The sequence below is a fragment of the Acinetobacter sp. Ac8 genome (genome assembly GCF_055392545.1).
Genome location: NZ_AP043689.1, coordinates 1586739 through 1612740 on the forward strand (window position 1 = coordinate 1586739; position 26002 = coordinate 1612740).

Annotated in this window: 24 protein-coding genes; 13 read left to right on the forward strand and 11 right to left on the reverse strand. The window is 37.4% G+C overall.

Features of this window, described 5'->3' with window-relative positions; all coding sequences use genetic code 11:
- Window positions 1-178 precede the first annotated feature (178 nt).
- Entirely contained in the window at window positions 179-811 is a 633-nt protein-coding gene (purN, locus tag ACZ5QH_RS07555) for a phosphoribosylglycinamide formyltransferase (RefSeq protein ID WP_034613194.1), read from the reverse strand.
- Window positions 812-820: 9 nt separating this feature from the next.
- Window positions 821-1891 (reverse strand): phosphoribosylformylglycinamidine cyclo-ligase, encoded by a 1071-nt coding sequence (purM, locus tag ACZ5QH_RS07560; protein WP_004721761.1) that lies wholly within the window; start codon window positions 1889-1891, stop codon window positions 821-823.
- A gap of 135 nt (window positions 1892-2026) precedes the next feature.
- Between purM and cxpE the strand changes: the two genes are divergently transcribed.
- From cxpE to ACZ5QH_RS07595, 7 genes are all read left to right on the forward strand, one after another.
- Window positions 2027-3229, forward strand: a complete 1203-nt coding sequence (gene cxpE / locus ACZ5QH_RS07565) for a chloramphenicol efflux transporter CxpE (protein WP_004721760.1) — start codon at window positions 2027-2029, stop codon at window positions 3227-3229.
- 15 nt (window positions 3230-3244) lie between these two features.
- Window positions 3245-3952 (forward strand): DnaA regulatory inactivator Hda, encoded by a 708-nt coding sequence (gene hda / locus ACZ5QH_RS07570; protein ID WP_004721759.1) that lies wholly within the window; start codon window positions 3245-3247, stop codon window positions 3950-3952.
- Window positions 3953-4123: 171 nt separating this feature from the next.
- On the forward strand, window positions 4124-5935 hold the full coding sequence (gene rbtA / locus ACZ5QH_RS07575; RefSeq protein WP_303576502.1) for a rhombotarget A: 1812 nt from the start codon (window positions 4124-4126) through the stop codon (window positions 5933-5935).
- Window positions 5936-5945: 10 nt separating this feature from the next.
- On the forward strand, window positions 5946-8408 hold the full coding sequence (locus tag ACZ5QH_RS07580; protein WP_303576503.1) for a CSLREA domain-containing protein: 2463 nt from the start codon (window positions 5946-5948) through the stop codon (window positions 8406-8408).
- A gap of 206 nt (window positions 8409-8614) precedes the next feature.
- Window positions 8615-9397 carry a tellurium resistance protein gene (locus tag ACZ5QH_RS07585; RefSeq protein ID WP_303576504.1) on the forward strand — a complete coding sequence of 261 codons (783 nt, stop codon included), beginning with the start codon at window positions 8615-8617 and terminating at the stop codon, window positions 9395-9397.
- Window positions 9398-9406: 9 nt separating this feature from the next.
- Window positions 9407-10531 (forward strand): toxic anion resistance protein, encoded by a 1125-nt coding sequence (locus tag ACZ5QH_RS07590; protein ID WP_004820278.1) that lies wholly within the window; start codon window positions 9407-9409, stop codon window positions 10529-10531.
- 45 nt (window positions 10532-10576) lie between these two features.
- Complete coding sequence (locus ACZ5QH_RS07595; RefSeq protein ID WP_303576505.1) at window positions 10577-11494, forward strand: hypothetical protein; 918 nt, start codon at window positions 10577-10579, stop codon at window positions 11492-11494.
- Between the two features lie 102 nt (window positions 11495-11596).
- Here ACZ5QH_RS07595 and ACZ5QH_RS07600 read toward each other — a convergent pair whose 3' ends face one another.
- Complete coding sequence (locus ACZ5QH_RS07600; protein WP_004721747.1) at window positions 11597-12217, reverse strand: DsbA family oxidoreductase; 621 nt, start codon at window positions 12215-12217, stop codon at window positions 11597-11599.
- Between the two features lie 408 nt (window positions 12218-12625).
- On the opposite strand from ACZ5QH_RS07600, the gene ahpF reads away from it, so the two are divergent.
- Complete coding sequence (gene ahpF / locus ACZ5QH_RS07605; RefSeq protein ID WP_034613215.1) at window positions 12626-14191, forward strand: alkyl hydroperoxide reductase subunit F; 1566 nt, start codon at window positions 12626-12628, stop codon at window positions 14189-14191.
- 177 nt (window positions 14192-14368) lie between these two features.
- On the opposite strand, the gene ACZ5QH_RS07610 is transcribed toward ahpF, so the two are convergent.
- Window positions 14369-15025: an FMN-dependent NADH-azoreductase gene (locus ACZ5QH_RS07610; RefSeq protein ID WP_004820284.1), complete on the reverse strand. Its 657-nt coding sequence runs from the start codon at window positions 15023-15025 to the stop codon at window positions 14369-14371.
- Window positions 15026-15148: 123 nt separating this feature from the next.
- On the opposite strand from ACZ5QH_RS07610, the gene ACZ5QH_RS07615 reads away from it, so the two are divergent.
- Window positions 15149-16036 carry a LysR family transcriptional regulator gene (locus tag ACZ5QH_RS07615; protein WP_303576506.1) on the forward strand — a complete coding sequence of 296 codons (888 nt, stop codon included), beginning with the start codon at window positions 15149-15151 and terminating at the stop codon, window positions 16034-16036.
- A gap of 267 nt (window positions 16037-16303) precedes the next feature.
- Here ACZ5QH_RS07615 and ACZ5QH_RS07620 read toward each other — a convergent pair whose 3' ends face one another.
- The 3 genes from ACZ5QH_RS07620 to arsC form a co-directional block, all read right to left on the reverse strand.
- Complete coding sequence (locus ACZ5QH_RS07620) at window positions 16304-16555, reverse strand: YfhL family 4Fe-4S dicluster ferredoxin (protein ID WP_004721738.1); 252 nt, start codon at window positions 16553-16555, stop codon at window positions 16304-16306.
- Window positions 16556-16564: 9 nt separating this feature from the next.
- Entirely contained in the window at window positions 16565-17965 is a 1401-nt protein-coding gene (gene trhP / locus ACZ5QH_RS07625; protein WP_464016788.1) for a prephenate-dependent tRNA uridine(34) hydroxylase TrhP, read from the reverse strand.
- Window positions 17966-18130: 165 nt separating this feature from the next.
- Window positions 18131-18559 carry an arsenate reductase (glutaredoxin) gene (gene arsC / locus ACZ5QH_RS07630; RefSeq protein ID WP_303576507.1) on the reverse strand — a complete coding sequence of 143 codons (429 nt, stop codon included), beginning with the start codon at window positions 18557-18559 and terminating at the stop codon, window positions 18131-18133.
- 98 nt (window positions 18560-18657) lie between these two features.
- On the opposite strand from arsC, the gene ACZ5QH_RS07635 reads away from it, so the two are divergent.
- Together ACZ5QH_RS07635 and arsB are read left to right on the forward strand one after the other, a co-directional pair.
- Window positions 18658-18981: an ArsR/SmtB family transcription factor gene (locus ACZ5QH_RS07635; RefSeq protein WP_303576508.1), complete on the forward strand. Its 324-nt coding sequence runs from the start codon at window positions 18658-18660 to the stop codon at window positions 18979-18981.
- 6 nt (window positions 18982-18987) lie between these two features.
- Window positions 18988-20064: an ACR3 family arsenite efflux transporter gene (gene arsB, locus ACZ5QH_RS07640; RefSeq protein WP_303576509.1), complete on the forward strand. Its 1077-nt coding sequence runs from the start codon at window positions 18988-18990 to the stop codon at window positions 20062-20064.
- Between the two features lie 28 nt (window positions 20065-20092).
- Here the strand turns inward: arsB and ACZ5QH_RS07645 are convergent, their stop codons facing one another.
- Window positions 20093-20497, reverse strand: coding sequence for a Cd(II)/Pb(II)-responsive transcriptional regulator (locus ACZ5QH_RS07645; protein ID WP_004721728.1), 405 nt, complete (start codon window positions 20495-20497; stop codon window positions 20093-20095).
- 171 nt (window positions 20498-20668) lie between these two features.
- Between ACZ5QH_RS07645 and ACZ5QH_RS07650 the strand changes: the two genes are divergently transcribed.
- Window positions 20669-21304 (forward strand): cation efflux transmembrane domain-containing protein, encoded by a 636-nt coding sequence (locus ACZ5QH_RS07650; protein WP_303576510.1) that lies wholly within the window; start codon window positions 20669-20671, stop codon window positions 21302-21304.
- 72 nt (window positions 21305-21376) lie between these two features.
- On the opposite strand, the gene ACZ5QH_RS07655 is transcribed toward ACZ5QH_RS07650, so the two are convergent.
- Complete coding sequence (locus ACZ5QH_RS07655) at window positions 21377-22225, reverse strand: hypothetical protein (protein ID WP_303576511.1); 849 nt, start codon at window positions 22223-22225, stop codon at window positions 21377-21379.
- Between the two features lie 261 nt (window positions 22226-22486).
- Here ACZ5QH_RS07655 and ACZ5QH_RS07660 point away from each other — a divergent pair, with 261 nt between their 5' ends.
- On the forward strand, window positions 22487-23068 hold the full coding sequence (locus tag ACZ5QH_RS07660) for a TetR/AcrR family transcriptional regulator (protein WP_004721722.1): 582 nt from the start codon (window positions 22487-22489) through the stop codon (window positions 23066-23068).
- 883 nt (window positions 23069-23951) lie between these two features.
- On the opposite strand, the gene ACZ5QH_RS07665 is transcribed toward ACZ5QH_RS07660, so the two are convergent.
- Both ACZ5QH_RS07665 and ACZ5QH_RS07670 read right to left on the reverse strand, forming a co-directional pair.
- Window positions 23952-25037 carry a hypothetical protein gene (locus ACZ5QH_RS07665; RefSeq protein WP_303576512.1) on the reverse strand — a complete coding sequence of 362 codons (1086 nt, stop codon included), beginning with the start codon at window positions 25035-25037 and terminating at the stop codon, window positions 23952-23954.
- The gene (locus tag ACZ5QH_RS07670; protein WP_303576513.1) at window positions 25038-25739 is read right to left on the reverse strand and encodes a YidX family protein; all 702 of its coding nucleotides are present in this window, start codon (window positions 25737-25739) and stop codon (window positions 25038-25040) included. It abuts the gene before it with no gap.
- Window positions 25740-26002 lie beyond the last annotated feature (263 nt).

Below are 26002 nucleotides of genomic sequence, written 5' to 3' on the forward strand. Positions count from 1 at the left end.
TCAGCTGTTTTTCCCATAAATTGATTCAAATCTTTTTATGTCAAACGTTGCAGTTCAAGCGACGGTGCTGCTATAAACCTATTGTTATATAAGGTTACGACACAGACAAATTTCTTTTAGCCATAAAAAATGCATCCGAGGATGCATTTTTTCGACAGTATTTTGAATCAAGCAATACTTAAAGCTGGCAAAATTGAATTGGCTGTTTAAGTGCTTGTCCCTTATATAAGACCTGACCATTTTCCAAGTGTTGAATGGTGCCATTACAGATCCACTCAACTGCTTGAGGATAAATTAAATGCTCAAGTATATGTACACGTGCTGCAAGGGATTGCACATTATCATGTAGATCGACTGTTAAAACACCCTGAGTCAACGCTTGTCCAGCATCTAACTCAGCAGTGACATAATGCACAGTACACCCGTGTAAAACATCACCGGTATTTAAAACACGTTGATGTGTATGCATGCCTTTGTAATAGGGCAATAGTGAAGGGTGGATGTTGACCATTTTCCCTTCCCATGCTTGGACAAATTTGGCACTGAGAATACGCATAAAACCAGCGAGAATGACTAAATCAACATCCCAATCCAGTAATTGTTGATGCATGACAGCATCAAAAGTTTCACGATCAGGATAGTGTTTATGCTCAATCACCGTGGTTGCAATGCCTGCTTTTGCAGCGCGTTCTAAGGCAAACGCTTCAGGTTTATTGGAAATGACCCCCACGATTTGCCCTGAAAGATTGGCATCAATCAAGGCTTGAAGGTTACTTCCACTGCCTGAGACAAGTACAGCAATTTTAATCATGTGAGAGACTTATGCAAAAATCACACGAATTTTTTCATCTGCGCCTTCAATAGAAGCCGCATTTTCTTGAATATGACCAATTGTCCATGCTTTTTCGCCTTGAGCAGTCAAAACTTCAATAGTTTTGTCAGCATCAGCAGCATCAACTGCGATGACCATACCTACACCACAGTTAAATGTGCGGTACATTTCAAATTGTTCTACAGCACCTTCACGTTGTAAAAGTTTGAACAATTCAGGCCATTGCCAAGACGATTCATTAATCACCGCTTGAGCACCATTTGGAAGTACGCGAGGTAAATTACCAGGTAAACCGCCGCCTGTGATGTGTGCCATTGCATGGACATCAACTTGTTTGCACAGTTCAAGCACTGGTTTTACATAAATACGTGTTGGTTCCATTGCAACATCAGCAAGCGGACGGCCATCTACAATTTGAGTTAAATCGACGTTTTTCACGTCTAAGATTTTACGAAGTAAAGAATAACCGTTTGAGTGTGCACCAGAAGAGGCTAAGCCGATTAGAACATCACCTGCTTTTACTTTGGTACCATCAATGATTTTGCTTGCTTCAACTACACCCACAGAGAAGCCTGCGAGGTCATAGTCTTCACCTTCATACATTCCAGGCATTTCAGCAGTTTCACCACCGACCAATGCGCAGCCTGCAAGCTCACAACCTTTACCAATACCCGTCACAACATTTGCAGCAACATCAACATTTAAATGTCCAGTTGCGTAATAATCGAGGAAGAATAGAGGTTCAGCACCACATACAAGAAGATCGTTTACACACATTGCAACCAAGTCTTGACCAATCGTGTCATGACGATTTAAGTTCAATGCTAAACGTAATTTTGTACCGACACCATCTGTACCAGATACAAGAACAGGTTCTTCATAACCTTTAGGGATTCTGCAAAGTGCGCCGAAGCCGCCTAAACCACCCATTACTTCAGGGCGTGTTGTACGTTTAGCGACAGATTTGATTCGATCGACAAGTGCGTCGCCCGCTTCAATATCGACACCAGCGTCTTTATAGCTTAAACCAGTGTTTGGGGTAGAAGTTGAGTTGCTCATAATTGAAGTCTCCGCATTCGCGCGGGGATTATACCCGAATATACGAAACTCTTATGTTATTTCTGCACTAAAATGCTATCTTTATGAAAATATTTTCCCCTCCATAACGAATAAATTTGAAAAAGGCGTGATTCGATGCACGATCGGACTTTAAAACGAATTTTTATCCTTGCTGGAATTGCTTTAGTTTTATGGATTTTATATTTATTAAAACCTGTAGTGATTCCTTTTGTTGCGGCTTTTCTGGTTGCCTATTTATTTAGTCCAGTGGTGGATAAGCTGTCAAAAGTTTTACCAAGGTGGCTCTCTATTTCGGTGGTCTTTATTGGAATAGGCGTGTTACTGACTTGGGCAATATGGTTTGTTGTGCCCTTGGTTTGGAAACAATTAATTTATGCCCGTGACAGTATTCCTGCGGGAATCCATTGGGTGAATTCTACTTTCCTACCGTGGTTATCCAACAATTTCAATGTTGAACATATGGAATTGGATACAGACCAAATTTCTAAAGTAGTAATGGAGTATGTTCAGACCAACTATAGTGCGGACAGTATCCAAGCGATGGCTTTAAAAATTGCCCAATCTGGACTGAGTTTTATTTCGATCGGCGGAACAATTGTTTTAATTCCAATTATTGCATTCTATTTCTTGCTTGATTGGAAGCGGATGTTGGAACACTTAAAAAGTTTTATTCCTCGTCAATATGAAAGCAATGTACTTAAAATTGTTGGTGAATGTCATAGTGTTTTGGGAGCTTTTGTCAAAGGACAGTTCCTTGTGATGATTTTATTGGGAATCGTCTATGCCGTAGGCTTGCAGTTGGTGGGTTTAGAGGTCGGATTAATTATTGGTATGATTGCGGGGCTGTGCAGTATCATTCCATATCTTGGCTTTGGTGTCGGAATTATTGCGGCAGTGATTGCCTGTTTTTTCCAGTTCGGCTTAGATCCAAAACATTTATTAATGGTTCTGGCTGTATTTGGTGTAGGGCAGCTCATCGAAGGATATATTCTTCAACCGTTCTTATTGGGGGATAAAATTGGTTTATCTCCTGTAGCTGTGGTATTTGCAGTACTTGCGGGGGCTCAGTTGGGTGGCTTTGTCGGGATGTTGATCGCACTGCCAGTTGCAGCTGTTATCGTGGTTTTACTCAAGCATCTCAAAGATTTATATCAAGAAAGTCAGTTCTTTAAAGCAGAAGATACTTTAGTGACCATACAAAATAATGGCACTACTGAAACAATTTCAGTCGAAAGCGACAAAGTTGATCTTGATATTGAAGTTAAAAACACGCAAGATACTGATCAATCGATTAAAAATGATCAAAATCCACTTTAGGAATGATTTGAATATATGCGTCAATTACAGTTGGATATAGAACCACAACTGGATGCCAGAATTAGTGATTTTTCTGGGCCAGGTTGGGGACCTGTAATTGATGCTGTGCGTCAGCTTCATGCAGGGCTGATGAATCGTTTCTACATCTATGGTGGTGCTGGAACTGGAAAAAGTCATTTACTCACGGCGATTTGTGATTCTTATTTAGAGATTGGCAAATCTGCGATTAAAGTTTCGCTGTTAGAATTACTTGATGCGCCCATCGAGGCAATTACCTCATTAGAAAGCTATGATTTGGTTGCCTTGGATGATATCGAGGCTATTAGTGGTGTACCACATTGGCAAAAAGCGGTATTTCATCTGATTAATAACAATAACGAAGATGGCGGACAGTTGGTGTTTTCATCACGATTTGCGCCGATAGAATTAAAGCTAGAATTACCAGACCTACAATCTCGCCTTACTCAGGCAGTCAGTGTAAAAGTACCGAGTGGACAGTCCTATGCAGATCGACATGCTTTATTGCATTCTGTGTTGGAACGTCGGGGTGTACATTTTGACCCACAAATAACGGAATATTTGCTATTACATGGGCCACATCAAACGAGTACACTACTTCAGTCTGTTGAACAGCTAGAAAAGTTATTAAAGGGTGAGAAGACTAAATTATCTCATGCAACTTTAAGACAGCTCTATGCATTGATTGATGAATATCGACAATAGTTGATTTTTACTATTGTTGAGTGCGCGTAACACAAGAAGTGAAGTCAATAGATCGGCCGATGAAAATTCTTGAGAATTTTTATTGTGTGTGACAAAGTACGCAAAAAGGACTGATAGCAAAGCGTAATGCTGGCTAATAAGAAATAATTAAAAGAAATCAAGGAGACTATAATGCTCAAACGGGGCATAGGCTTAGGATTATTATGTATTACTGGTCAGGCATTTAGTGCAAATATTACTGTGACTACCACAGACGATATTGTAAAAGCTGATAATCAGTGTTCATTAAGAGAAGCAGTTGAATACGTCAATCAGGGAATGCCTGAAGCTGGCTATAATGGTTGTGGTGGCGGCAAAGAGGTGACTGCAAAAATTATATTACAAGGCAATAAAGAGTATTCACTGAATAAGCAAATCCGAATATTAAAGGATGTCGCATTTGGTTCGACCTATGAAAGTAACGTAAATAATACACAAACGCTTGTAGGTAAAAACAATGCCATTATTAAAATGGTTGGAAAAGAACGTTTATTTCAGATCGAAAAAGATATAGATGAGAAAGCAGAGACACCACCTGCAATGCTGAAGGTTTCATTTGATGAAATTACCTTAAAAGGTTGTGGTCAAGAGCTATGTGCTAAGCAAGGCGGTTTGATCTATAACAAAGAAGCATTGGGGATAAGTAATAGCCAGCTTTTAGATGGTCATGCTGAAGAAGGTGGTGCAATCTATAATGCAGGCATTTATGCTGCGAATACCGCATTAAGTATCGTTGCTATTAACAAGACCTTAATCAAAGGCAATAAAGCAGAAAAAGGTGGTGTAATTTATACTGAATTACCTGCATTTGTTATCACACAATCATTGATTCGAGATAATGAAGTTACTGATGCTACAAGTTCAAATTTTGAAACAAAAAATCAATTTTCTGAAGATGCATTAAAAGCCTTTGGTTCTACTGCGCCCTATGGGATTGAAAATAGTACGATTTTTAACAATAAAGGCTATGTGGTTAAAGTCTACGATGCTATGCAGCTCAACAATATCACCATGATCCTCAATAATATGGGCCTTATTGTAGACGCCCCTCAAAAGAAAGGTTTTGTCGCAAATAGTATTATTGCCAAAAATGGTACACAAGATTGTACGATTGTGTCTGGTGGTGAAGCAGAACAGATCAGCAATAACCTCTATTCTTCAGGATGCAATGGTTTTAAAGCGACAGCATTGGGTAATGCGCAACTGATTGCTGGAAGTACCACAGAAGGAAAATGTGACTTTAGTACTAATGGGATTTTATGCCCATTTGCTGAGTCACCGAGCGTGGCCTTAGGTTATTTTTTACCAAGAATTTTACCAAGTTATAACTCGGCTGAAGATTCTGTGATTATTAATCACGGTCCAGAACCTCAAGATAAAATAACAGCTTGTTCGACTCTTGATCAGCGAAGTAAACAGAGAAATTCCAATTCAGAATTATGTGATCGTGGTGCGATTGAACTGGTGATTGATCTTGGAAACATTTCGACCGTAGGGCAAGATATTTTATATGGTGAAACAGCTAAATTTTCAATTTCTGATCAATTACAAGATGGTGAACTTGTTAGTGCTGAAAAGTGTAAACAAATTTTTAATCGCGAATTGGATGATAATGGTAAGCCTTGGCAAATAGGTTGTTTAAAGATTATTCAAACCAATACACCATCTAAAGGCACCATGACGATAAATCAGGCAGGTGATATTGTGTATACACCGAATGGTCAATGGCAAGGTTCAGATGAATTTAAAATTAATGTGGTGACATCGACCACAAGTTTTAATAAATCGGATAATCCTTATATTACGATTCCTGCACGAATTGTACAAAGAAAGCCAGATGATTTTAAAAACTATAAAGTAAAGACCTCTGGTGGAAGTCTAGGATTTCTTTCAATCATTGGACTGATTGGTTTAGCTGGCTATCGACGGATCAAGTATAAGTAAAGGATTGCACATGAAAAATTATAAAAAAGGATTTCTGACACTTGTTATATTGTCGACCATGTCTTTGATGGCGGCAGAAGATAAAACGATTTATGTAACCACCTTTGATGATGAGGATGGGACAAATCCTGACAAGTGTTCATTAAGAGAAGCGTTACACGCCGCCGCGACACATAAAGCTTATGGTGGCTGTAGTGCAGGACAGGTTTATTCAACAGTACCCAATGTGATTCAGTTGGAAGCAGGTGAATATAAGCTGACTAAAGAATTAAGACCCAACTCAGATGTTTCTATTATTGGTAAAGAGCCAGGTGATTATAGTCGCCCAGATGTATTAACCAATAATTTCCCTGCTGCAACACCATTAAAAACTACAATTTCAGGTCAAGGAAACTCACGTATTTTCAATACCATTTATGAAAATAAGCCGAGTCTAACGCTGAATGATGTAATTTTAAAAAATGGCTCGAGTTTAAATGACAGCAATAATAATGTGGGTGGAGCAATTTATGCTGGCGGTGCGCTCACCTTAAATAATGTAAATATTATGGATTCCAATGCGAAAGCAGGTGGGGCAATTTATTTAAATGATGTTTCAAGTTCTCTGACCATAAATTATGGTGTATTCCAGACCAATAAAGCGGAACTGGGCAGTGTACTTGGAATGACCTGTGCTGATAATTTAGAGTTTACCAAACGTAATATCGCCGTGAGTGGGGTAACATTTATTGGCAATGGTGCTGCAGATAGTTTAAGCATGCTTAATTTTTGTGGGCAACCTGCAGTGACCTTTTCTGCAAATACGATTACTGACAATATCGCAAGTGCAAGTCAAGGTCGTATCATTCAATTTAGCCAATTGACACCACAAGGAAAAGTTAATTTTAGTGATAATTCTTCTTTATCACTGGTCAGTAATACCATTGTCAATAATAATGCTTGGGCAACATTATTGTATGGTTACAATGGTATAAAAGCATTAAGTAATAATATTTTGGCTTACAATACTGGAAAATCTTGCCGTTATGCAAATGGTGATGTCAGTAAAGTTGAAGGTTCGGGTGTAGTGCTTGTATACAATGCTTTAAAATTGGCTGCTGGTGATGATCAATGTGAGGTTGCAGATGAAGTAAGGAAAGAGGATAAAGATCATACATTTGATGTGAGTAATATTGCATTCACGACTATTTTAAATAAGATAGAACCACCAAGTGAATCTACAGGCTTTATGCCGATGTATTTCCCTATAAACTTAGGCACAGACAAAGACTTGGTTGATGTTGGTTATACGGGCTGTAGTGGCGTTGATCAGCGTGGTGTTACACGCGTGATTGCGGAGAACTCAAATGGTCCCAATGATGTGGCAAACTCATGTGATATTGGCTCGACAGAGGTTTTACGTCTCACTGCCAATAACCTGAGTGCAAGTAATACTTCGGTTGTTGTGGCACTTAATTCTTATCAAAACATATTGGATAATTATAATAAGTTGATTGCAGATCCAGCGACCAAACAAGAATATATTCCTTTTTATAAAATCCAATCAGAGTTGTATAGTAATTTAATCAAATACACCAAATCAGACCAGAAATATCGCACGATCTTTGTCGATCCTTTTGTAGCCAATTTGCCTGCGGAAATTATAACCAAAGACGCTAATGGTAATGATGTGCGAGTGGTAAAACATTTAAGTGCGGACAATTATAATGTGATTGTAGAACCACTTGGTGTCGGAGTATTAAATGATAAGAAACAATTTGTAGGTAAAAAAGAGCCAAAATTCGATTGTGTATGGAATAAAGACTTAAAGAGAATTATGTTATGGCGTATAGATGACAATGTTACACCATCAGGTGACAATGAATTCTGTAGCTATAAACTAGAGTTAAAGACAGATCAAAGCATTAGCTCTTCAGCCTATATCATTGGAAGCTTTACCAATATTGCACCTATCGCTAAAGATGCAACATTTAATATTGAACAAGGCTCAACCAAAGCGATTGATGTAGATCTACTGCAATATGCAAATGATGATGGTGATGGTAATGCTGCTGCGTTAACAGAGAAGCCGAATAAACCAAAATTTTATGTCAATACAGATGGGGTTGAATTGCCAATTCGAATTGGAACAAATATCGATCCTGTGGTCATTACCGCGGATCGTAGTGGGCCTTGTCCTGGTAGCGATAATAAATATACCTGCTATGGTGGCAAAATCCATATCCAACTTAGAAATACACTTGATCCATTTAGTTATAAATTTACCTATTATGTGTATGATGCGGATGGAAAAATTTCTACTCCTGAAAATAGTAGTGTTGAAGTGGCTACCGTTACTTTGAAAAACTCAGGTACTGCGCCAGGAAGCCCACGGGTCAGTGGCGGTGGTTCATTGGGTTGGTTGAGTCTTCTTGGGCTGTTAGGGCTGACAGGTTATCGTCGTTATCAAGCGAATAGACAGTCAAAGCAATAACAGGAAACTCAATATACCTAAAATAATCGTTTTAACGCATTGTGTTATAGAAAAAAGCCAGTTTATAAAAACTGGCTTTTTTCTATCTGTATGTTTTTTGCTATTTGTATGGGCTTTCTTCCTAATTTGTATTATAAGTTTTAAATAGAAAGGTTTGTTGATTGATTTCCCTTAAATCATTGAAAAGTTATTCATTTTGAACTGATATGAAGCAATTTACTGTACTTACACCGCTTGAACAGATCTCATGTAGTTCTGATGAATTACTTTCGATTAAAAGAAATGATTTGGTTCCACTACTCGACAATCAAACACGACTGAATTTGTATGCTGATCAGTTGATTCAAGCACAATCGGTACTGTTAAAAGCCATTGATCCAAGTTTGACGCAAAAGTTGAGTCAAATTATTGCACAAATTATTCAGCAATTATCTGCATCCAAGAAAAAGCTAAATCAACGTAAATTCAATGCGATACAAAAATGGTTAGGTTTGGATTTGGAGTTTAGTATTGGACAAGTCAAATATTTAAATGATTTGGAAAGTTTAATTGATGAAGCCAAACATTTGAGTCAAAGATTACAAATCGAAATTCAAAAGTCGGAAGCAAGATTCCAACAAGCCAATGGCTTAAGAGAGCAAATGGCGAAATATATTCGTGCAGCGCAGGAATTTTTACATGAATATCCTGCTTTTGTACAACATCGTCATCCCTTGGATAATTTTGCAGATCGGCTGTCTAAGAAAGTCAATACGCTACAAACGCTACAAGCCAGTAATGATATTTCGTTAGCACAAATGCAGTTAACACAACAGCTTTCATTGAGCTTACTTGATCGCTTTAATGAAGCTCAGCATGTCCTGATTCCTGCATGGCAATATCATGTCAAACAGAGTAGTGCGCAGAATTCTTTTACAACGACTGAAGAATTGGATAAAAGTCGTGATAAATTAATTCAATCATTAAAGAAATCATTAGAAAATAAATAGGATAGAAGCATGAGTGATTCGAATCATCAAGCATTAACTGAACAATCCAATACGCCGTTGGAATTACAAAAGTTTGAACAATTGAATTTGAAAGAAATAGGTTTAAACACCGAAGATTTTAATGAGGTTGTTAATGCGCATAAAGACCTAGCCAATATTAATCATGCATCTGTTGCTGAATATGGTAAAAATATTGCGACCAAAACATCCTCATATACAGATGAATTACTCAACTTGGTCAAAAATAAAGACTTAGATGTGACTGGGCAAAAATTAAATGAAGTTGTGCAAGTTGCTCAGCAATTGAATACATCCAGCATTTTGAATCAATCAAAAAACTCAGGATTTATTGGAAGCATACTCAGTAAATTTAAAGGTGCTAAGCAAAGTTTCGATCAACATTTTAATACCACCAAAGAGCAAATAGATTCATTGGTCAAAGAAATTGAAACATCACAAACAGGTTTAAAAGCGCGGGTAGATACATTAGATCGTATGTTTAATGGGGTTCAAGAGGAATATCGACAGTTAGGTATTTATATTGCTGCAGGTCGAATCAAGCAAGTTGAAGTACAGCAAGAAATTGCCACTTTATCTCAGCAAGAGCAAGATCCTAAAACCAATCAGCGTGTTTATGACCTTAACCATTTAGCCAACAATCTAGAAAAGCGGGTTAGTGATTTACAAGTCTTGCAACAATCTGCAATGCAAACCTTACCGATGATTCGTATTATTCAATCCAATAATATGATGTTGGTCGATAAATTTTATGCGATTAAAAATATTACGCTACCTGCATGGAAAAACCAGATCAGCTTGGCGATTTCTCTAAATGAGCAACGTAATAGTGTACAACTTGCCAACACGATTGATGATGCAACCAATGAGCTATTAAAACGCAATGCAGATTTACTTCATCAAAATTCTGTGGATACTGCCAAAGCCAATCAACGTTCAGTGATTGATATTGAAACGCTTGAACATGTTCAAAATACCCTGATTAAAACTGTAAATGATGTCATTCAAATTCAGAAAGAGGGCATGCAAAAACGTGAAGAGGCTTCGACTCGGATTAAAGCGCTTCAATCGAATTTGCAACAGTTGGTATTAGATACCAGTACACATCAATCCTAAGCCAAAGCTTAAATCTTGGCACAATCTCATCTAAAGGTGTAAAGGTTGACTGAAAAAACTCAATATCCTGTAGATATTCAACAGATCGAGCATGGATTAAAAATACTTCAGCATCGAAAACGGAATTTGATGGTTTCGGCTGTGGTTTTATCCTCTGTGGGTATCGCAAGTTTAGTTTCTGTTTTTTTTCAACAGGAATTGGTTTTTAACTTGTTTGGTGTGGCACAACAGGTTCATCAATTGCACTTGCCATATATTCTAGATCAGCAGTTAAGAGAATATATCCATCAACCAGACTACCTCATGAATGCATTGTCATGGTTGGGTTGGTTGATCTTAAAATTAATAGTGTCATTTATTGGCGCATTTATTATTGTGGGTGTATTAAAAAAAATTCGCTTTTTTAAAGTGCGCTTTCAATCTTTTATCCTTAAATTTGTTGCGTGGCTTTTATCCTTGATTGTGCTCTGGTCTGGTTTGACTTATGTGCAATATGATCTGAAAGATGATGAAGACAAAGAGTTAAAATCATTTATAAAATATGATCAAAACATTCAGCAAAGCGCTATTTATCAATATCTGCAAAGATCGGATGCGCCTGAAACAGTACAAAGCTATTTATTGGCACAAACCGCATTGATGCATAAACCAGTTGATAAGGTCGTGGCTACGGTTTACACAGAAAAATTGATTAAAGCGGAGCAATCTGATTCGCGCTTTTTAGAATACGGCTTTAAACCTGAGCAATTATGGACAATTCAACATCAGGTATTTAATCGAGCGCTTTCCCCGATTGCGCAAGGTGTTGAAGCGCAAGTGAGTCGTGCAAGCTTTTGGTCGAACATTGTTGAAAAGGTTTTATGGGGAATTTCAGCACTCAGTTTATTTTTTAGCTTGATGATTTATTGGGTGGCAAGCCGAATTGCGAAACGTTTACATCGAATTGGTCATCGTATCGGTTAGTGCAACACTTTAAAGCTTATACTTTGTAAAAATACTGATAAAAAGCACTTTTGCGATGAGCAAAAGTGCTTTTTTATTGCTGTAAAATTAAGTCTTGTTGTCCTAAGCGACATCTTTCGCTCGGTTGGTAATCAGGTCTTTCAGTTCTAAGGTATCAAAAGTTTTATCCCAAATTTCACCATCCACAATATAGTAAGGCGTTGGGTGTTTACCGAAACCTTGTACATAATGAGTAATCTCAGTTTGTTTGTCTGCGATTTCCTTATGTTGAATAGAACGTAGAACTTTCGTGCCATCCAAGCCCATACCTTCGATGATTTGTTTCAGTACTTCAGGGTTGGCAATGTCTTTACCATGGGCGAATATGGCGTGGAATAAAGCCTGCGTTAACGCGAATTGGTCAAAGATATTGTCTAAAGCCAATATCGCTTGATGGGCTAAACGGCTATTGGGCATACGCTTCATATGCTCAATATCTACGGTTAAATCTTGACTATAAGCAGCAAATTTTGCCATATCAAGTTTGCGATTGGCTTCTTTGGTTCCATATCTTTCAGTCAGGTATTGATAAACATCTAAGCCTTGTTCTGGAATTTCTGGTAAAACTTGCACAGGTAATAATTCGATTTTTTTCGCCATGGGTTGATTCCAATGTTGTTTGAGTTTTTCAAACGCCACATAACTCATTGGATAGACGATATCGAATACGAACTCTATTTTCATTGTTTTACCTCTTCACTTATTTATACAGGAATTGTGAATAAGTACACCTTGTTGTACTTAATTGGAGAAACCACAACATAAATTTAGCTTAAAACTTTGTGGCTTGGCTGCGCATGATTTTTTGTAGAGAGATGGTCGAAGAAATATTATTTTTGTTGAAAATTAATCTAATTTTAAGTTTCGAGGAAGTCGGGGGATGTCTATTGATTTTCTAGCCAATGCCCATATATATACCAGCATTAAAGAATTTAAATTTGAGAATAGGGGGATATGCTGATGAGAACGTGGCTGATTTTTGTTAAACTAAAAAACCGATTGATTTAATAAAAACAAACTGTTTTATCTATTTTTTAAATAGACGTAATATACATTCAACGAAAGAAATTTACTCCCTTGGAGATTGTTAGCATGTTAGATACAAATACTTCTGCTCAATTAAAAACATTGTTAGAGCGTCTTGAGAGCCCAATTGAAATTGTTGCTTCTTTAAATGGTTCTGAAAAGTCAGATAAAATTAAAGAATTGGTGACTGAAATTGCTGCGCTGTCAGATCAAGTGACTGCACGTTTCGATGGTCAGAATGATCGTAAACCGAGCTTTGGTATTGCAAAAGTAGGTGAACAACCTCGCGTATTCTTTGCTGGTTTACCGATGGGTCATGAGTTTACCTCGTTAATTTTAGCTTTATTACAAGTATCAGGTTATGCGCCAAAAGTTTCTGATGAAATCTTGGCTCAAGTTAAAGGTTTAAACCTGACTGCAAATTTTGATGTATTTGTTTCTTTAAGCTGTCACAACTGCCCAGATGTTGTTCAAGCACTTAACTTGATTGCAATTAATAATCCTGGCACTACAGCGACCATGATCGATGGTGCATTCTTCCAAGATGAAGTTGAAGAGCGCAAAATCTTGGCTGTACCTATGGTTTTCCAAAATGGCGAACATATTGGTCAAGGTCGTATGACTTTGGAAGAAATCGTTGCGAAATTGGACAGTGGTGCTGCGGCTAAAGATGCTGAAAAGCTGAATGCTAAAGACGCGTTTGATGTATTGGTGATTGGTGGTGGACCTGCTGGTGCAACATCTGCGGTATATGCTGCACGTAAAGGGATTCGCACAGGTATTGTTTCTGAGCGCTTCGGTGGTCAGGTCATGGACACCATGGATATTGAAAACTTTATCTCAGTACAAAAAACACAAGGTCCTAAGTTTGGTTCAGATATGGAAGCGCATGTACGTGAGTACGGTGTGGACATTATGAACTTACAAAAAGTGAAAAACATTGTTGGTGCGGATCAAACAACTAATGGTTTAGTTGAAGTTGAACTGGAAAATGGTGCAAAACTTGAATCAAAAACGGTCATCTTATCTACAGGTGCGCGTTGGAGAGAGATGAATGTACCAGGTGAGAAAGAGTACAAAACACGTGGCGTTGCGTATTGCCCACACTGTGATGGTCCATTATTTAAAGGCAAGAAGGTTGCCGTGATTGGTGGGGGTAACTCAGGTGTAGAGGCCGCAATTGATCTTGCAGGTATTGTTGAACATGTCACATTGATCGAGTTTGATACTCAACTTCGTGCTGACCAAGTGCTTCAAGATAAATTGAATAGTTTGCCAAATACCACGGTGATTTTGAATGCACTCTCTACAGAAGTGATTGGTGATGGTTCGATTGTGACAGGGTTGAAGTATAAAGACCGTGCAACAGACGAACTGCATACCATTGAACTTGCGGGAATCTTTGTACAAATTGGTTTATTACCAAACACAGATTTCTTAAAAGCAACTGCTGTAGAGCTTTCAAACCGTAATGAAATTGTGGTAAATGATCGTAATGAAACCAATGTAAAAGGTGTATTTGCTGCGGGTGACTGTACAACAGTGCCTTATAAACAAATCATCATTGCAGCTGGTGAGGGTGCAAAAGCGTCTTTATCTGCATTCGATTACATCATTCGTTCAGGTCAATAATCTTTCAATGATTGCACGTTGAAAAGCAAGCCAAAGTGTCGCAATGATAACTTTGGCTTGTCTTAACATTTATCTCATGTTTTACCCTTGATAGGAATTGAGTTGCTAACATCTCAATTCCTTTTTTTGTGTTGGAGATTGAATACTATTGAAGAGAGCTTGCGAAAATAAGCTTTGTTAATGTTGCAAATCTTGAACAAGCGCAATGGTTTTTTGTTCTGCGGCCTGGATCGATTGCGCTAACAACTCGCCACCAAATTCCTGATACTCAATTGCGATTTCATGAAATTTTTCGATACCTATAAAATTGAATGCTGTTTTTATTGCGGGTTCAGCATGATTGGGAAATGGCGCATCAGCTGAATCAAAGTCATGCCCACCACGGGCAGAAAGGATAATCATAGTTTTTTGATGATCCAAAAGCCCTGAGTACGGTTGCTCTTTGCTAAGATCAAATGAGTAGGTTTTATTCATTCTCACGATGTGATCAATATAGGCTTTTAGATGAGCAGGTGTGCCAAAGTTATACATCGGTACGCCAAGCACAATAATATCTGCCCAATGTAATTCTTCGATAAACTCATTGCTCAGTTGTAGGCGTTGTTGTGCCTTTTCTTCAGATTCTGCATAGCCAAATTCAGAAATGATCCACTCTTCATCAATATAAGGGGGTGGATTTCGACCTAAATCACGATGTTTAACTTGCACAGATGAATCAATTTCATTCCATTGATCAATAAATAATTCGGTTAAGCGTCGGCTTAAAGAACCATGTGGGTGCGTACCTGAAATACCTGTTCTTAAACTAGTATCTATTTTTAGTATATTTGCCATGATCATTACTCAATTTGTTGTTTGTTCAAATTGATTTTTATAGAATATGAAAAAAACAACAAACGATAAAAATACATGTTATAACTGAATCTAATTCATTTATATTTTACACGGTGATCTTCGGTGGTTTTGCATAACTCTTTAGAGCAATTGTTGGCCTTTCAGCATGTCGCTGAACAACTCAGCTTTAAAAAAGCAGCAGACCAATTGTTTTTAACACCTACCGCCTTAAGCCATCGTATCAAGAAGCTGGAACAGCAATTGAATATACAGTTATTCGAACGACGTACACGCTCGATTAGCCTAACGCCAGAAGGAGAGTATTTGCTTAAGCATGTACAGTCAGGTTTTGGACAGATTCAAACTGCTTTGTTTCAACTTGAGCAAAATAAACAAAGATTATTTACCATTACGACAACACCATCCTTTGCAAGTGAGTGGATTATTCCCTATTTGCCAGAGTTACAAAGTCGCTTTCCCAATATTATGTTTCGGGTACATGCAAGTTATGACCTCATCAATATGACGTCTGGTCTCTATGATTTGGCGATTCGGTATGGTTCAGGGGGCTATCAAGATGTTGATGCAGAATTATTTGCAGTTGATGAATATGTAGCTGTCGGGCATCCCTCTTTGGATATTGCAACTATGAACTGGACGACTGTGCCATTGATTCACTTTACCTGGGGAGACGAATACTGTCCAAATCGAGTCAATTGGCAGAAATGGTTTGAAAAACAAGGCTTACATATTCAAGCAGGGCAAGCGCAGGTATTTTATACGCAAGAAAGTCATGCAATTCAGGCTGTATTGTCTGGACAGGGTATTGCATTATTAAGCCGCATTTCGATTGCCAATGATTTACAACATGGGCGACTGAAAACTGTATCGCCATGTGTTGAAACGGCATGGAATTACTATTTTTTAACTTTGCCAGATGCTGATTTTATTGTAAATGAAGTCAAACAGTGGTGTAAGGAGAAGTTTTCGCAAAATTTTGCCCATGAATAAAGATCTATGAATTTTTTTCGTCGCTTAGCTTTTTGCTTATATTGCCTATCTTGAAATTAAAATCAAAGGTGATTTTTTAAATAAGAAAAAAGCCAAAGTGTTCCCCAAATACACCTTGGCTTTTCCCTAATGTTGTTGTTTTCCCCTTTTCATGAGCTGTGTTGCCATACAGCTCAGCTCCATTTTCTTTATTGTTATTATTATCTGAACCTATGCATTAATTAAGCAAAATACGTTCCAAGATTAGAATTGGTGTCGTATTTTGTGTTAACCAAACAAACTTAGATAATGAAAGCGATTTAATAATTGCGCTTTGCTTTCTATATGTTGTGGATTTTGAACAATACATTCAATCGGACAGACATCCACACAGGTTTGATGCTCATAAAATCCGACACATTCAGTACAACGCTGTGTATCAATTTCATAGAACTTTTCGCCCTCAAAAATTGCCTGATTGGGGCATTCTGGTACACACATATCACAATTGATGCACTGGTCTGTAATCATTAAAGCCATTTCGATATCCTAAACTGCTTGGTAAGCCAATGATGATGCTGAAATATCAGCAGTCGAATTTGGTAAGTTTCTAATTAATAAGGCATATTGCATATCAATATCGGCAGGAATTGGAATTTCTACAATATATCCTGAGCCTTTTGCATCTATGATCGGTTGTCTGTTTTTATCTAAAATTTCATGAAGAATAAATGTGATGTTGCCAGATGTGGTCATGAGTTCCATAGAGTCACCCACAACAAAACGATTCTTTACCTCAATCTTGATGTAATCATCGTTGCGTTCAAGCACTTCACCAACAAATTGCTGATGATCAAACTGAGAAGATCCCGTTGCATAGTTTTGATATTCAGCATGGACATGACGGCGTAAGAAACCTTCGGTATAACCTCGATTGGCTAAACCTTCGAGTTGTGACATTAACGCCCGATCAAACGGTTTTCCTTGTAGCGCATCATCAATCGCTTTGCGGTAAATTTGTGCTGTTCTGGCGCAATAAAAGTAAGATTTGGTGCGTCCTTCGATTTTTAAGGAATGGATGCCCATCTTGGTTAAACGGTCTACGTGCTGAACTGCACGTAAATCTTTAGAGTTCATAAAGTAAGTGCCATGTTGGTCTTCTTCAGCAGCAAACATGTCTTCTCTATGACGTTGTAATAAAACCGGTTCGCCAAATTGATGTTGTTGTATGGCGTGTTGCTCGTCGGCATCTTTATTGTTGCAACAGTCTGATGCTGTCTCCAGTTGTTGGACTGGAATGACATCCCCAGATGCATCTTCTGTTGCTTCGTGAATATTGTATTCCCAGCGACATGCATTGGTGCAAGCGCCTTGATTAGCATCACGTTTATTCATATAGCCTGAAAGTAAGCAACGACCGGAATAAGCCATACAGAGTGCACCGTGGACGAAAACTTCGATTTCCATATCGGGTACATTCTGTTTAATTTCTTCAATTTCCTCGATAGATAACTCACGTGACAAAATGACACGGGTGAGTCCCATATTTTTCCAAAATTTTACGGTTGCCCAATTGACCGCATTTGCCTGTACAGACAGATGAATGGATATTTGTGGGAAGTTTTCTCGAACCAGCATGATCAAGCCCGGATCTGACATGATCAGTGCATCAGGTTGCATGGCGACCACAGGTTCAAGATCACGAATAAAATTTTTTAATTTAGCATTATGCGGTTGAATATTTACCACTACATAAAATTTTTTGCCTAAGGCATGCGCTTCAGCAATCCCTATTTTTAAATGATCATGATCAAACTCATTATTACGAACTCGCAAGCTATAGCGAGGTTGACCTGCATATACCGCATCGGCACCGTAAGCAAATGCATAACGCATATTCTTCAATGATCCAGCTGGCGATAGGAGTTCAGTAATGTGTGAGATGCTCATATAAATCTAAAAGGCATACTAAAAATATGGTTTTATTGTAAGGGTTTGAAAATAAGATTCAACCTAGTAAAACACTCAGGATTAATTGGATGAATTTTAATTAAAATATTTAATATTCAATATCTTATGTTTAATTAATCGGGTTTTTTGAAAAACCCTAAAAAATTATTTAAGCCTTTTTAATTGCTGATCGATAATAATTTCACCATCTTCTTTACTAAAAGCAGCACGTTGTGGCGCAGATAAGAGATCTAAAACCAATTCAGAGGGTCGACATAAACGAACACCCAATTCAGTCACGACAAAGGGGCGGTTGATTAAAATCGGGTATTGCAACATGAAATTAAGCAGCTGATCGTCAGTCCATTTTGTTTGATCTAGTTTTAAGGTTTTATAAACATCAACATTTTTACGTATTGCATCTCGTAGCGACAAAGCAGATTGCTGAATCAACTCGATGAGTTGTGCTTTGCTTGGCGGATACTGTAAATATTCGATCACTTCTGGTTCAATACCAGTATTTCGAATGAGTGCAAGGGTATTGCGTGAAGTCCCACAGGCGGGATTATGATAAATCTTAATTTGAGATGACATCGATCGACTCTCTGTTAAAAAGCAATATTGCATTTATATATGGATATGCGTATATTCGAAATAGTGAATATGCTAAACCATAAAATTGAGTAATTGCGATGGATCAACCCGATTTCTTTAAGTGCTTATCTGACCCAACTCGTTTGGATATTTTAAAAATTGTGTTGGCACAGGGGAACGTTTGTGTTTGTGAAATCACCGAAGCCTTAAATTTAAGCCAGCCAAAGATTTCTAGACACTTGGCCTTATTGAGGAATTTGTCCATTTTACTTGATCAACGCAAAGGCCAATGGGTGTATTACCGTTTAAATCCTGAATTACCAGAATGGGCCAATGCAATATTAAACATAATTGCAGCGCAAACTGCGAATTCAGTTATGGGTGGTTCAGACTTTATCCAAATCAACAGCTGTTGTGAGTAAGCTGTCATGAATTCAAATCAGCCAACTTCGCGGCTTTCTTTCTTAGATCGCAATTTAACTTTGTGGATCTTTATTGCGATGGGATTGGGGATCTGCATCAGCGTATATTTCCCGCAGGCTTCTGTGGCTTTAAATCGTTTAAGCCTAGATTCAGTCAATATACCCATTGCGATAGGTTTAATTTTGATGATGTATCCGCCACTTGCCAAAGTGGATTATGCGACCTTAGCTGTAGTCTTCAAAGACAAACGAACGTTGACTTTGTCTTTGCTACAAAACTGGTTAATCGCGCCGTGCCTGATGTTTGCTTTAGCGATCGTGTTTTTACATGCTTATCCTGAATATATGACGGGTTTAATTCTTATTGGTTTAGCGCGTTGTATCGCGATGGTCTTGGTATGGAATAACTTAGCAGGTGGTGACAATCAATATGTCGCAGCTTTAGTCGCTTTTAATAGTATTTTCCAAATTGTCTTTTTTAGTACTTATGCTTGGTTGTTTTTAACAGTTCTACCACCGTATTTTGGTGTAGCAGGAAAAGTTATTGATGTCAGCTTTTGGACGATTACACATGCGGTTTTCATCTATTTAGGTATCCCATTTTTATTGGGCTTTCTAAGTCGGATCATTCTGGTTAAACGCAAAGGATTAGACTGGTATCAAAAAACGTTTATCGCTAAAGTCAGTCCACTGAGTTTATTGGCATTGTTATTTACCATTGTGGCGATGTTTAGTTTAAAAGGGGCGGATGTAGTTAGCCTACCATTCGATGTATTGCGAATTGCCATCCCATTAACTCTGTATTTTGTGGTGATGTTTTTCCTGAGCTTTTTTATGAGCAAGTGGATGGGCAATGATTATCCTAAAACTACAGCGATTTCTTTTACCGCAGCGGGAAATAACTTTGAATTGGCACTTGCTGTTGCGATTGCAACATTTGGATTGGCTTCACCTGTCGCATTTACCACAATTATTGGTCCTTTGGTAGAAGTTCCAGTATTGATTGCGTTGGTTAGTGTTTCGCTATGGCTGCGCAAATCTGTTTTTAAATCAGCACATCGACTCAATCAGCAGAGGGAATAGCCGAGAGACTCATTTAACACAATATAAATTATTCCGATGCTTCAAGTTTTTTGACAATCTGACAATGATCAATGGTGGTATTCGAGGAGCAGGATTGACGTAATTCATGCAGTTGCGATTTAAAATGTTGTAATTCATATATTCGAGTTTCTACATGTCGAATATGTTCTTCAATCAATTGGTCAATGATTTTACAGCCTTGTTCAGGATGTTGTAGATGCTCTAAAAGTTGAGTAATTTCATGTAAGGTCATATCTAATGCGCGGCAACGTTTAATAAAAATAAGCCGCTTTAATGTTTCATCATCATAATATTTATAATTATTATCTGCACGATAACTGGATCTGATCAGATTTTTTTTCTCATAAAACCGCACAGTATCCGTCGACAGCTGAGTTTTTTTAGCGAGATCACTAATTAAGTATTGCTGCATGGTTTATTTTCCTGAATCAACTTGACCTTGGACTAACTCCATAGTTTTAAATAGCAGTATAGCTGAATTTTTCATCATTGTTGAAGCATGTGCTGATTTTCTTTAAAGCACCAACTTGACTGAAAAAAATAAGCAGATAAGACCATTTATATTGAATCAAGGAGAAGTGTCATGGCGTGTACATGTAGTCATGAACCTGCACCACAGAAACCGAATAGCAAGTTTAGAACGGCTTTGTGGATTGCACTGTTTATTAACCTTGCCATGTTCTTTGTTGAATTGATTGGTGGGGCGTATGCACATTCTTCTGCACTTTGGGCCGATTCTCTGGATTTCTTTGGTGATTCCATCAATTATGCCGTTTCTTTAGCGGTATTAGGCGCAACATTGTATTGGCGAGCGACCGTTGCCTTGTTTAAAGGGGCGATCATGGCAATTTTTGGTTTTGTCGTGATCGGCAAAACGATCTATGCCTATACGAAAGGGATTCCGCCAGAAGCGATTACCATGGGAGCGATTGGTATACTGGCTTTAATCGCCAATGTGATTTCAGCCCTTGTGCTTTATGCTTTTAGAGATGGCGACTCCAATATGCAGTCTGTTTGGTTGTGTAGTCGTAATGATGCGGTTGGAAATGTCGCCGTAATCTTTGCAGCTATTGGGGTTTTTGGTACAGGAAGCATGTTGCCAGATATTATTGTGGCTGTGATTATGGCGACTTTAGGCTTAACCGGCGGTTATCAGGTGATGAAGAGAGCACTACAAGAACGTAAACAAAATATGCCAACTCAACACGTCTTACAATGACGCTCAACGACTCCACAATAAAGTATTTTTGATCTCAGTAATGGGATCAAAAAACCATCATGAAGTAAGCGTTTAAATTTCAGTTATACGCATTGCCATTTTGCTCCAGAAATTATTCCAGAGTGCTAAATACTCAGACTGGATTTGGTCCAAATACTGTTGGTCGTTTTGATCATAGCATTGTATCAGTAGGGTCCAAATGTCATCTTGATGGTTGTCATCATTGGCAAGGGTCGCGTCATTTTGATCAGCCAGACCATGGCAAGCATAATATCCTTCAATAAATTTACTGTTGTAAATCGACATGTTGTTACGGAGTGCTTCACTAAACTTTATGACTTGCAGCTCTGTACAAGCCAAAATGAGCAATAATTCTGTATAAGAATTGATATGTTGGTGAATAAATTGGGCCAATGCAAAAGCTTCTATTTCAGTCTGTTGCTGATCCAATGGATCTAATTCCAACTGCTGCATCAATTTTAAAAAATAAACCAGATGTGATTTGGATGCAGCGCTTTTTTCGAGTTGGTGTGTATTGAAACCCAGTTCATCAATTAAGTTTAGCGACAGCAAGTAGCGTGCATATATTTTCGCTGCAATCCTATTTTCTGGATGAATATTATGGTTTTTTTCGAGGCTAACGGCTTGGTAAATTACCATGCTAAGTGCATCTGTAAAATTTTTAACAATCGCCGTAAAATAATTAATATGAATAAATTTAAGCTGTTCAAGCGTCAACTGGCTTTGATTCAACTGGACTAATATTGGGTGCTTAAATAAAACATGACAGTGTGTTTGTCGCTTTAAATTTGCGATAGCTTGAGTATTTTGCTGCCATAATTCAGGTTGCAAGGAATTTTGAATGAAATGCAGCAACTCGAAACGAGTATGTTCAGATTGCGTGAAAGATAATATGCTCATATGCTGCATTAAAATTTTAATTTTGCCGTTTTTATAATAGTAAAAAACAAATTGTTTTGCTAGTATTTATACAGGTTTAATATTTTATATTTCATATACTTGCCTTTGTAGTCTTGATGTTTTTTTATAAAAACTCAGTATTCATATGAATTTAAGATATAATTCTTAGCATACACTTGAAGTAATTCGTATTTATGTGCTGTTCTTATAAGCTAATGCTTTAATTTTAATCTTAAATTTTTGTACATCAGGTAAAAACAAATGTCAAAAAAAGAGGACATCATTAATACAGCGTTGAATCTCTTTAATACATATAGTTATAATTCTATCGGTATAGACCGAATTATTAGTGAGTCTGGCGTTGCAAAAATGACTTTTTATAAATATTTTCCATCTAAAGCCAAATTGATTGAAGAATGTTTGGTCACGAGAAATCTCAATTTGCAAGAATCATTAGATGCTGCAATCGCTAAATGTGATCCACAAGATTATTTATCTCATATTAAAGCCATTTTCACATGGTACAACGCATGGTTTCATAGTGAAGATTTTAATGGTTGTATGTTCCAAAAAGCCGTAGAAGAAATTTCAAAAGTTTATCCGTCATCACTTCAACCTGCAACTGACTATAAAGAGTGGTTAAAAGGGCATTTGAGTAATGCGTTGCGTCATTTAGGTGTTAAACAAGATATTCAACTTGCTTCTTTCTTGTCGAGTCTTCTTGACGGAATGACGATTCAGGCGCAAATAGATCCTCAGCAAGTGTGTTTGGATGATTATTGGAGACGGGTAGAGACCCTGATTCAGATGGAATTGGCTCTAGCCCAACCGAGTTCAGTTTAACCTTTAAGTTTGTTGAATAATCGCAGATTGCAAGCGTAATCAATATTTGCGCTTGCTGATCTGTTTAGGGGCTGTTGAGATTTCATAAATGGCTTGCGTTGTAGGTTAAAATTGAGCAGGCAAGGCATGAAACGAAGAGAATAGCGAGACTATTTTCGAGTTTCATAACGAAGGCTGAGATAATTTTAGCCACAACCCTTCGGGACTAGTGTGTTTTTTGCCGCTACGTCGTTACGAACTACTTATTTAGAATGACTAAATTTCGTATTTCGCGCCTAGTATCGCCTAAAAAACACACGTAGTCGCAAACATAGACGAATTGTCAACAGCCCCTAATTTTCCTTAAAACTTGAAAATAAAAAAGCGCGATCACTTGAAGTGAATCGCGCTTTGCTGATAAGTTTTTTATATACCTGATGATTTATTGTCATAACAATAAATCATCAGGTAAAGAGATGCTTGAAGCATCTTCTTATATTTATTCTTATACCCTCTGAATGCACATGTCATTCGTTTTTTTCAGCAAATTATACAGACTTGTCTGTTTAGTTGGATTATAAAGATTTTGTTGTTTTTTACAACAGAATCTTTGTGAATTTGTTTGTTTTTTTATCAATCGGCTTAAATATTAAAAAAAATATCTAATTTTTGGTACTTTGCGTTTAATTTTATGGGTGCTGAACGAGTTTAAAAGCCATTTCTTGACCTTGTAGATTAGGCTAGCAGACTTCTATTGATCTTTAATTGGCAGTAAATTGTTATATGCCAAGCATGTGGTCAAGAATTTGAAAATTGAAATGAATAATTGTAAATAAATATTAGAGATAAAAAGTCAAAGACCATGAAAAGTGCTTATGCTGTTTGGAATATCAATATTTAAGCATTAGTGATTCATTCTTCGGGCTAAAATTCTAGGATCATTGCTATTGAGGATTTGTTCAATTTTGCCATTAGGGTGCTGAAGAATCGTTTGATCATGTGTATAGACTTTGCCATTGCGAGCAATCGCATTTTGATCATTGGGCGGGGTAAATAACCATGTTTCATCTTGTGTTAAAGGATGAACCAGTAAATTGAATTCAGTATTTGTTGGATATTGAATACCGCCTAAGGTTAATTTTTCTGTCAGTGTGCCATTTTCAATCCCGATGAGTTGTTTATTTCGATCCAAATAGACATTTGCCCATTGTAGGGAAACAGCTTTGTATTGGGTGAGGGGATTGTGAATCCGCCAGTAATCTGTAGAAACAAAGTTGTCTGGATATTTTTGATATTTAGAACGCTCGATACCTGCCTGTGCCATAAGCGTAATATTGTCTAGCTGCGTATCTTGAGCAAGATTACAGTGCTCTAAACCAACGATGTTGCCAGCATCATCTAAATAGACTTGAATATAGCTTATCAGCTGACAATTCCAACCTTCGATCGTATCCTTACCTGTCCCCATTAAGGTGGTGGAACGATCATCAAAAAGTTCCAAATCAATACCACGAGGAATTTTCATGCTGTTAATTTGTAGCTTTCCAAATAATACGGGTTGGGGAAATTTGGCTTGTCTCAATGAGGACAATTGATTGGGTGCAAATAATTCAAGTTCAGTCCCTTGCGGCATTTGGATGCCTAAAATTTTCTCAGGCGAACTTAATGTTTTATGTAGGGAATGATGCTCTTTTTCAATCTCATTTTTTGTATATAGAACAAGAAAATAAAGTGCTAAGCTCAAAAAAACGCAGAGTACACTACAGACAAATAAAGACTGAATAAAAATATTGCCATGCCTAAGGGCATTTCTGAATTTTGAGCTAAATATTAATCCAATCGCAAATAGACTAAAAATAATGGTCCCAAAGCCAGCGACAAAGAAAATCCAAAGATAGTTAAAAGAAAGTGGAATCATGCTATTGAGAATCGTATTTTTATATTTGCTAAGATTCAGGATATTGTATGCAATATCCTGAATTATTTTCAATCAATCAAAAATCTTATGAAGCGCTTGGAACGGTAAAGTCACTACATCAAAAGCGACAGCAAAAGGGAATAACACCAGTTTATCTGCAGTTTTACTGCCAGCCTTTGAGTAATCTTTTACCTCTTGAGTGGTATAGATACTGACTTGATAGGGTTTACTCAGTGCTTTTAATGATGAAATATTAGAAGCAGAAGGGTAAACCAGACCAGATAAGGCAATGTTAAAACAGAATCGTTGTGCTTTTAGACGTTGATCACTTGAAGTGGTACATTCTTCTGCACCATTTTCAATAAAGAATGCACGATCTTGTTTAGTGACATCTTCCGAAAGTTTGACATATTTGAGTGGTAGGATTCCTGAAAAATGCCCATCATTTTTTTCTGAATTGAAGGTCAGCGCTTTATCAATTTGAATAAATTTTGGATCAAGTCCTGTGATCACTTTGACAAATCGAGCACCACCACTGGTGATGACATAACTATTTTTTTGTCCTGCAATGACAATGCTGTCAGAAGGTAGAGCAGAAATTGCTTGTGATGGTTTGCCAAATGCTAAAACTGTATCATTGACCAATACGGTTTGAACATTATGGGTACGAACACCATTGTTTTTCTTTAAAAGGGTTGAAGTTGCACAGCCAGTAATGGCAAATGCGGAAATAATACAAATGGACAATGTAGATTTATAATTTAATTTATTCATATTTTGCTCATTTAATCTTAAGGTATTGTTTATACCATTAAAAAAATAGGGTGTTAAGTTTTTAGCCTACCAAAAAATAGACAATAATTTATTTTTTCAATGAATTAATCCAATTTCTCCACAATTGATTGGCAAAATGTATCTAAAGTTTTTGATTGTCTTGTAAATTGCCAATGAATTTAAAGCAATTGTACGATTTATTATTCTTTCTTTAGAATAATCGAATAAATCAGATAATTTTGATTGTAATTTCATTCCAAGAT

Coding starts and splice junctions, on each gene's coding strand:
- purN (WP_034613194.1), bottom strand. CDS start 811: ATGATTAAAATTGCTGTACTTGTCTCAGGCAGTGGAAGTAACCTTCAA.
- purM (WP_004721761.1), bottom strand. CDS start 1,891: ATGAGCAACTCAACTTCTACCCCAAACACTGGTTTAAGCTATAAAGAC.
- cxpE (WP_004721760.1), top strand. CDS start 2,027: ATGCACGATCGGACTTTAAAACGAATTTTTATCCTTGCTGGAATTGCT.
- hda (WP_004721759.1), top strand. CDS start 3,245: ATGCGTCAATTACAGTTGGATATAGAACCACAACTGGATGCCAGAATT.
- rbtA (WP_303576502.1), top strand. CDS start 4,124: ATGCTCAAACGGGGCATAGGCTTAGGATTATTATGTATTACTGGTCAG.
- ACZ5QH_RS07580 (WP_303576503.1), top strand. CDS start 5,946: ATGAAAAATTATAAAAAAGGATTTCTGACACTTGTTATATTGTCGACC.
- ACZ5QH_RS07585 (WP_303576504.1), top strand. CDS start 8,615: ATGAAGCAATTTACTGTACTTACACCGCTTGAACAGATCTCATGTAGT.
- ACZ5QH_RS07590 (WP_004820278.1), top strand. CDS start 9,407: ATGAGTGATTCGAATCATCAAGCATTAACTGAACAATCCAATACGCCG.
- ACZ5QH_RS07600 (WP_004721747.1), bottom strand. CDS start 12,217: ATGAAAATAGAGTTCGTATTCGATATCGTCTATCCAATGAGTTATGTG.
- ahpF (WP_034613215.1), top strand. CDS start 12,626: ATGTTAGATACAAATACTTCTGCTCAATTAAAAACATTGTTAGAGCGT.
- ACZ5QH_RS07610 (WP_004820284.1), bottom strand. CDS start 15,025: ATGGCAAATATACTAAAAATAGATACTAGTTTAAGAACAGGTATTTCA.
- ACZ5QH_RS07620 (WP_004721738.1), bottom strand. CDS start 16,555: ATGGCTTTAATGATTACAGACCAGTGCATCAATTGTGATATGTGTGTA.
- trhP (WP_464016788.1), bottom strand. CDS start 17,965: ATGAGCATCTCACACATTACTGAACTCCTATCGCCAGCTGGATCATTG.
- arsC (WP_303576507.1), bottom strand. CDS start 18,559: ATGTCATCTCAAATTAAGATTTATCATAATCCCGCCTGTGGGACTTCA.
- ACZ5QH_RS07635 (WP_303576508.1), top strand. CDS start 18,658: ATGGATCAACCCGATTTCTTTAAGTGCTTATCTGACCCAACTCGTTTG.
- arsB (WP_303576509.1), top strand. CDS start 18,988: ATGAATTCAAATCAGCCAACTTCGCGGCTTTCTTTCTTAGATCGCAAT.
- ACZ5QH_RS07645 (WP_004721728.1), bottom strand. CDS start 20,497: ATGCAGCAATACTTAATTAGTGATCTCGCTAAAAAAACTCAGCTGTCG.
- ACZ5QH_RS07650 (WP_303576510.1), top strand. CDS start 20,669: ATGGCGTGTACATGTAGTCATGAACCTGCACCACAGAAACCGAATAGC.
- ACZ5QH_RS07655 (WP_303576511.1), bottom strand. CDS start 22,225: ATGAGCATATTATCTTTCACGCAATCTGAACATACTCGTTTCGAGTTG.
- ACZ5QH_RS07660 (WP_004721722.1), top strand. CDS start 22,487: ATGTCAAAAAAAGAGGACATCATTAATACAGCGTTGAATCTCTTTAAT.
- ACZ5QH_RS07670 (WP_303576513.1), bottom strand. CDS start 25,739: ATGAATAAATTAAATTATAAATCTACATTGTCCATTTGTATTATTTCC.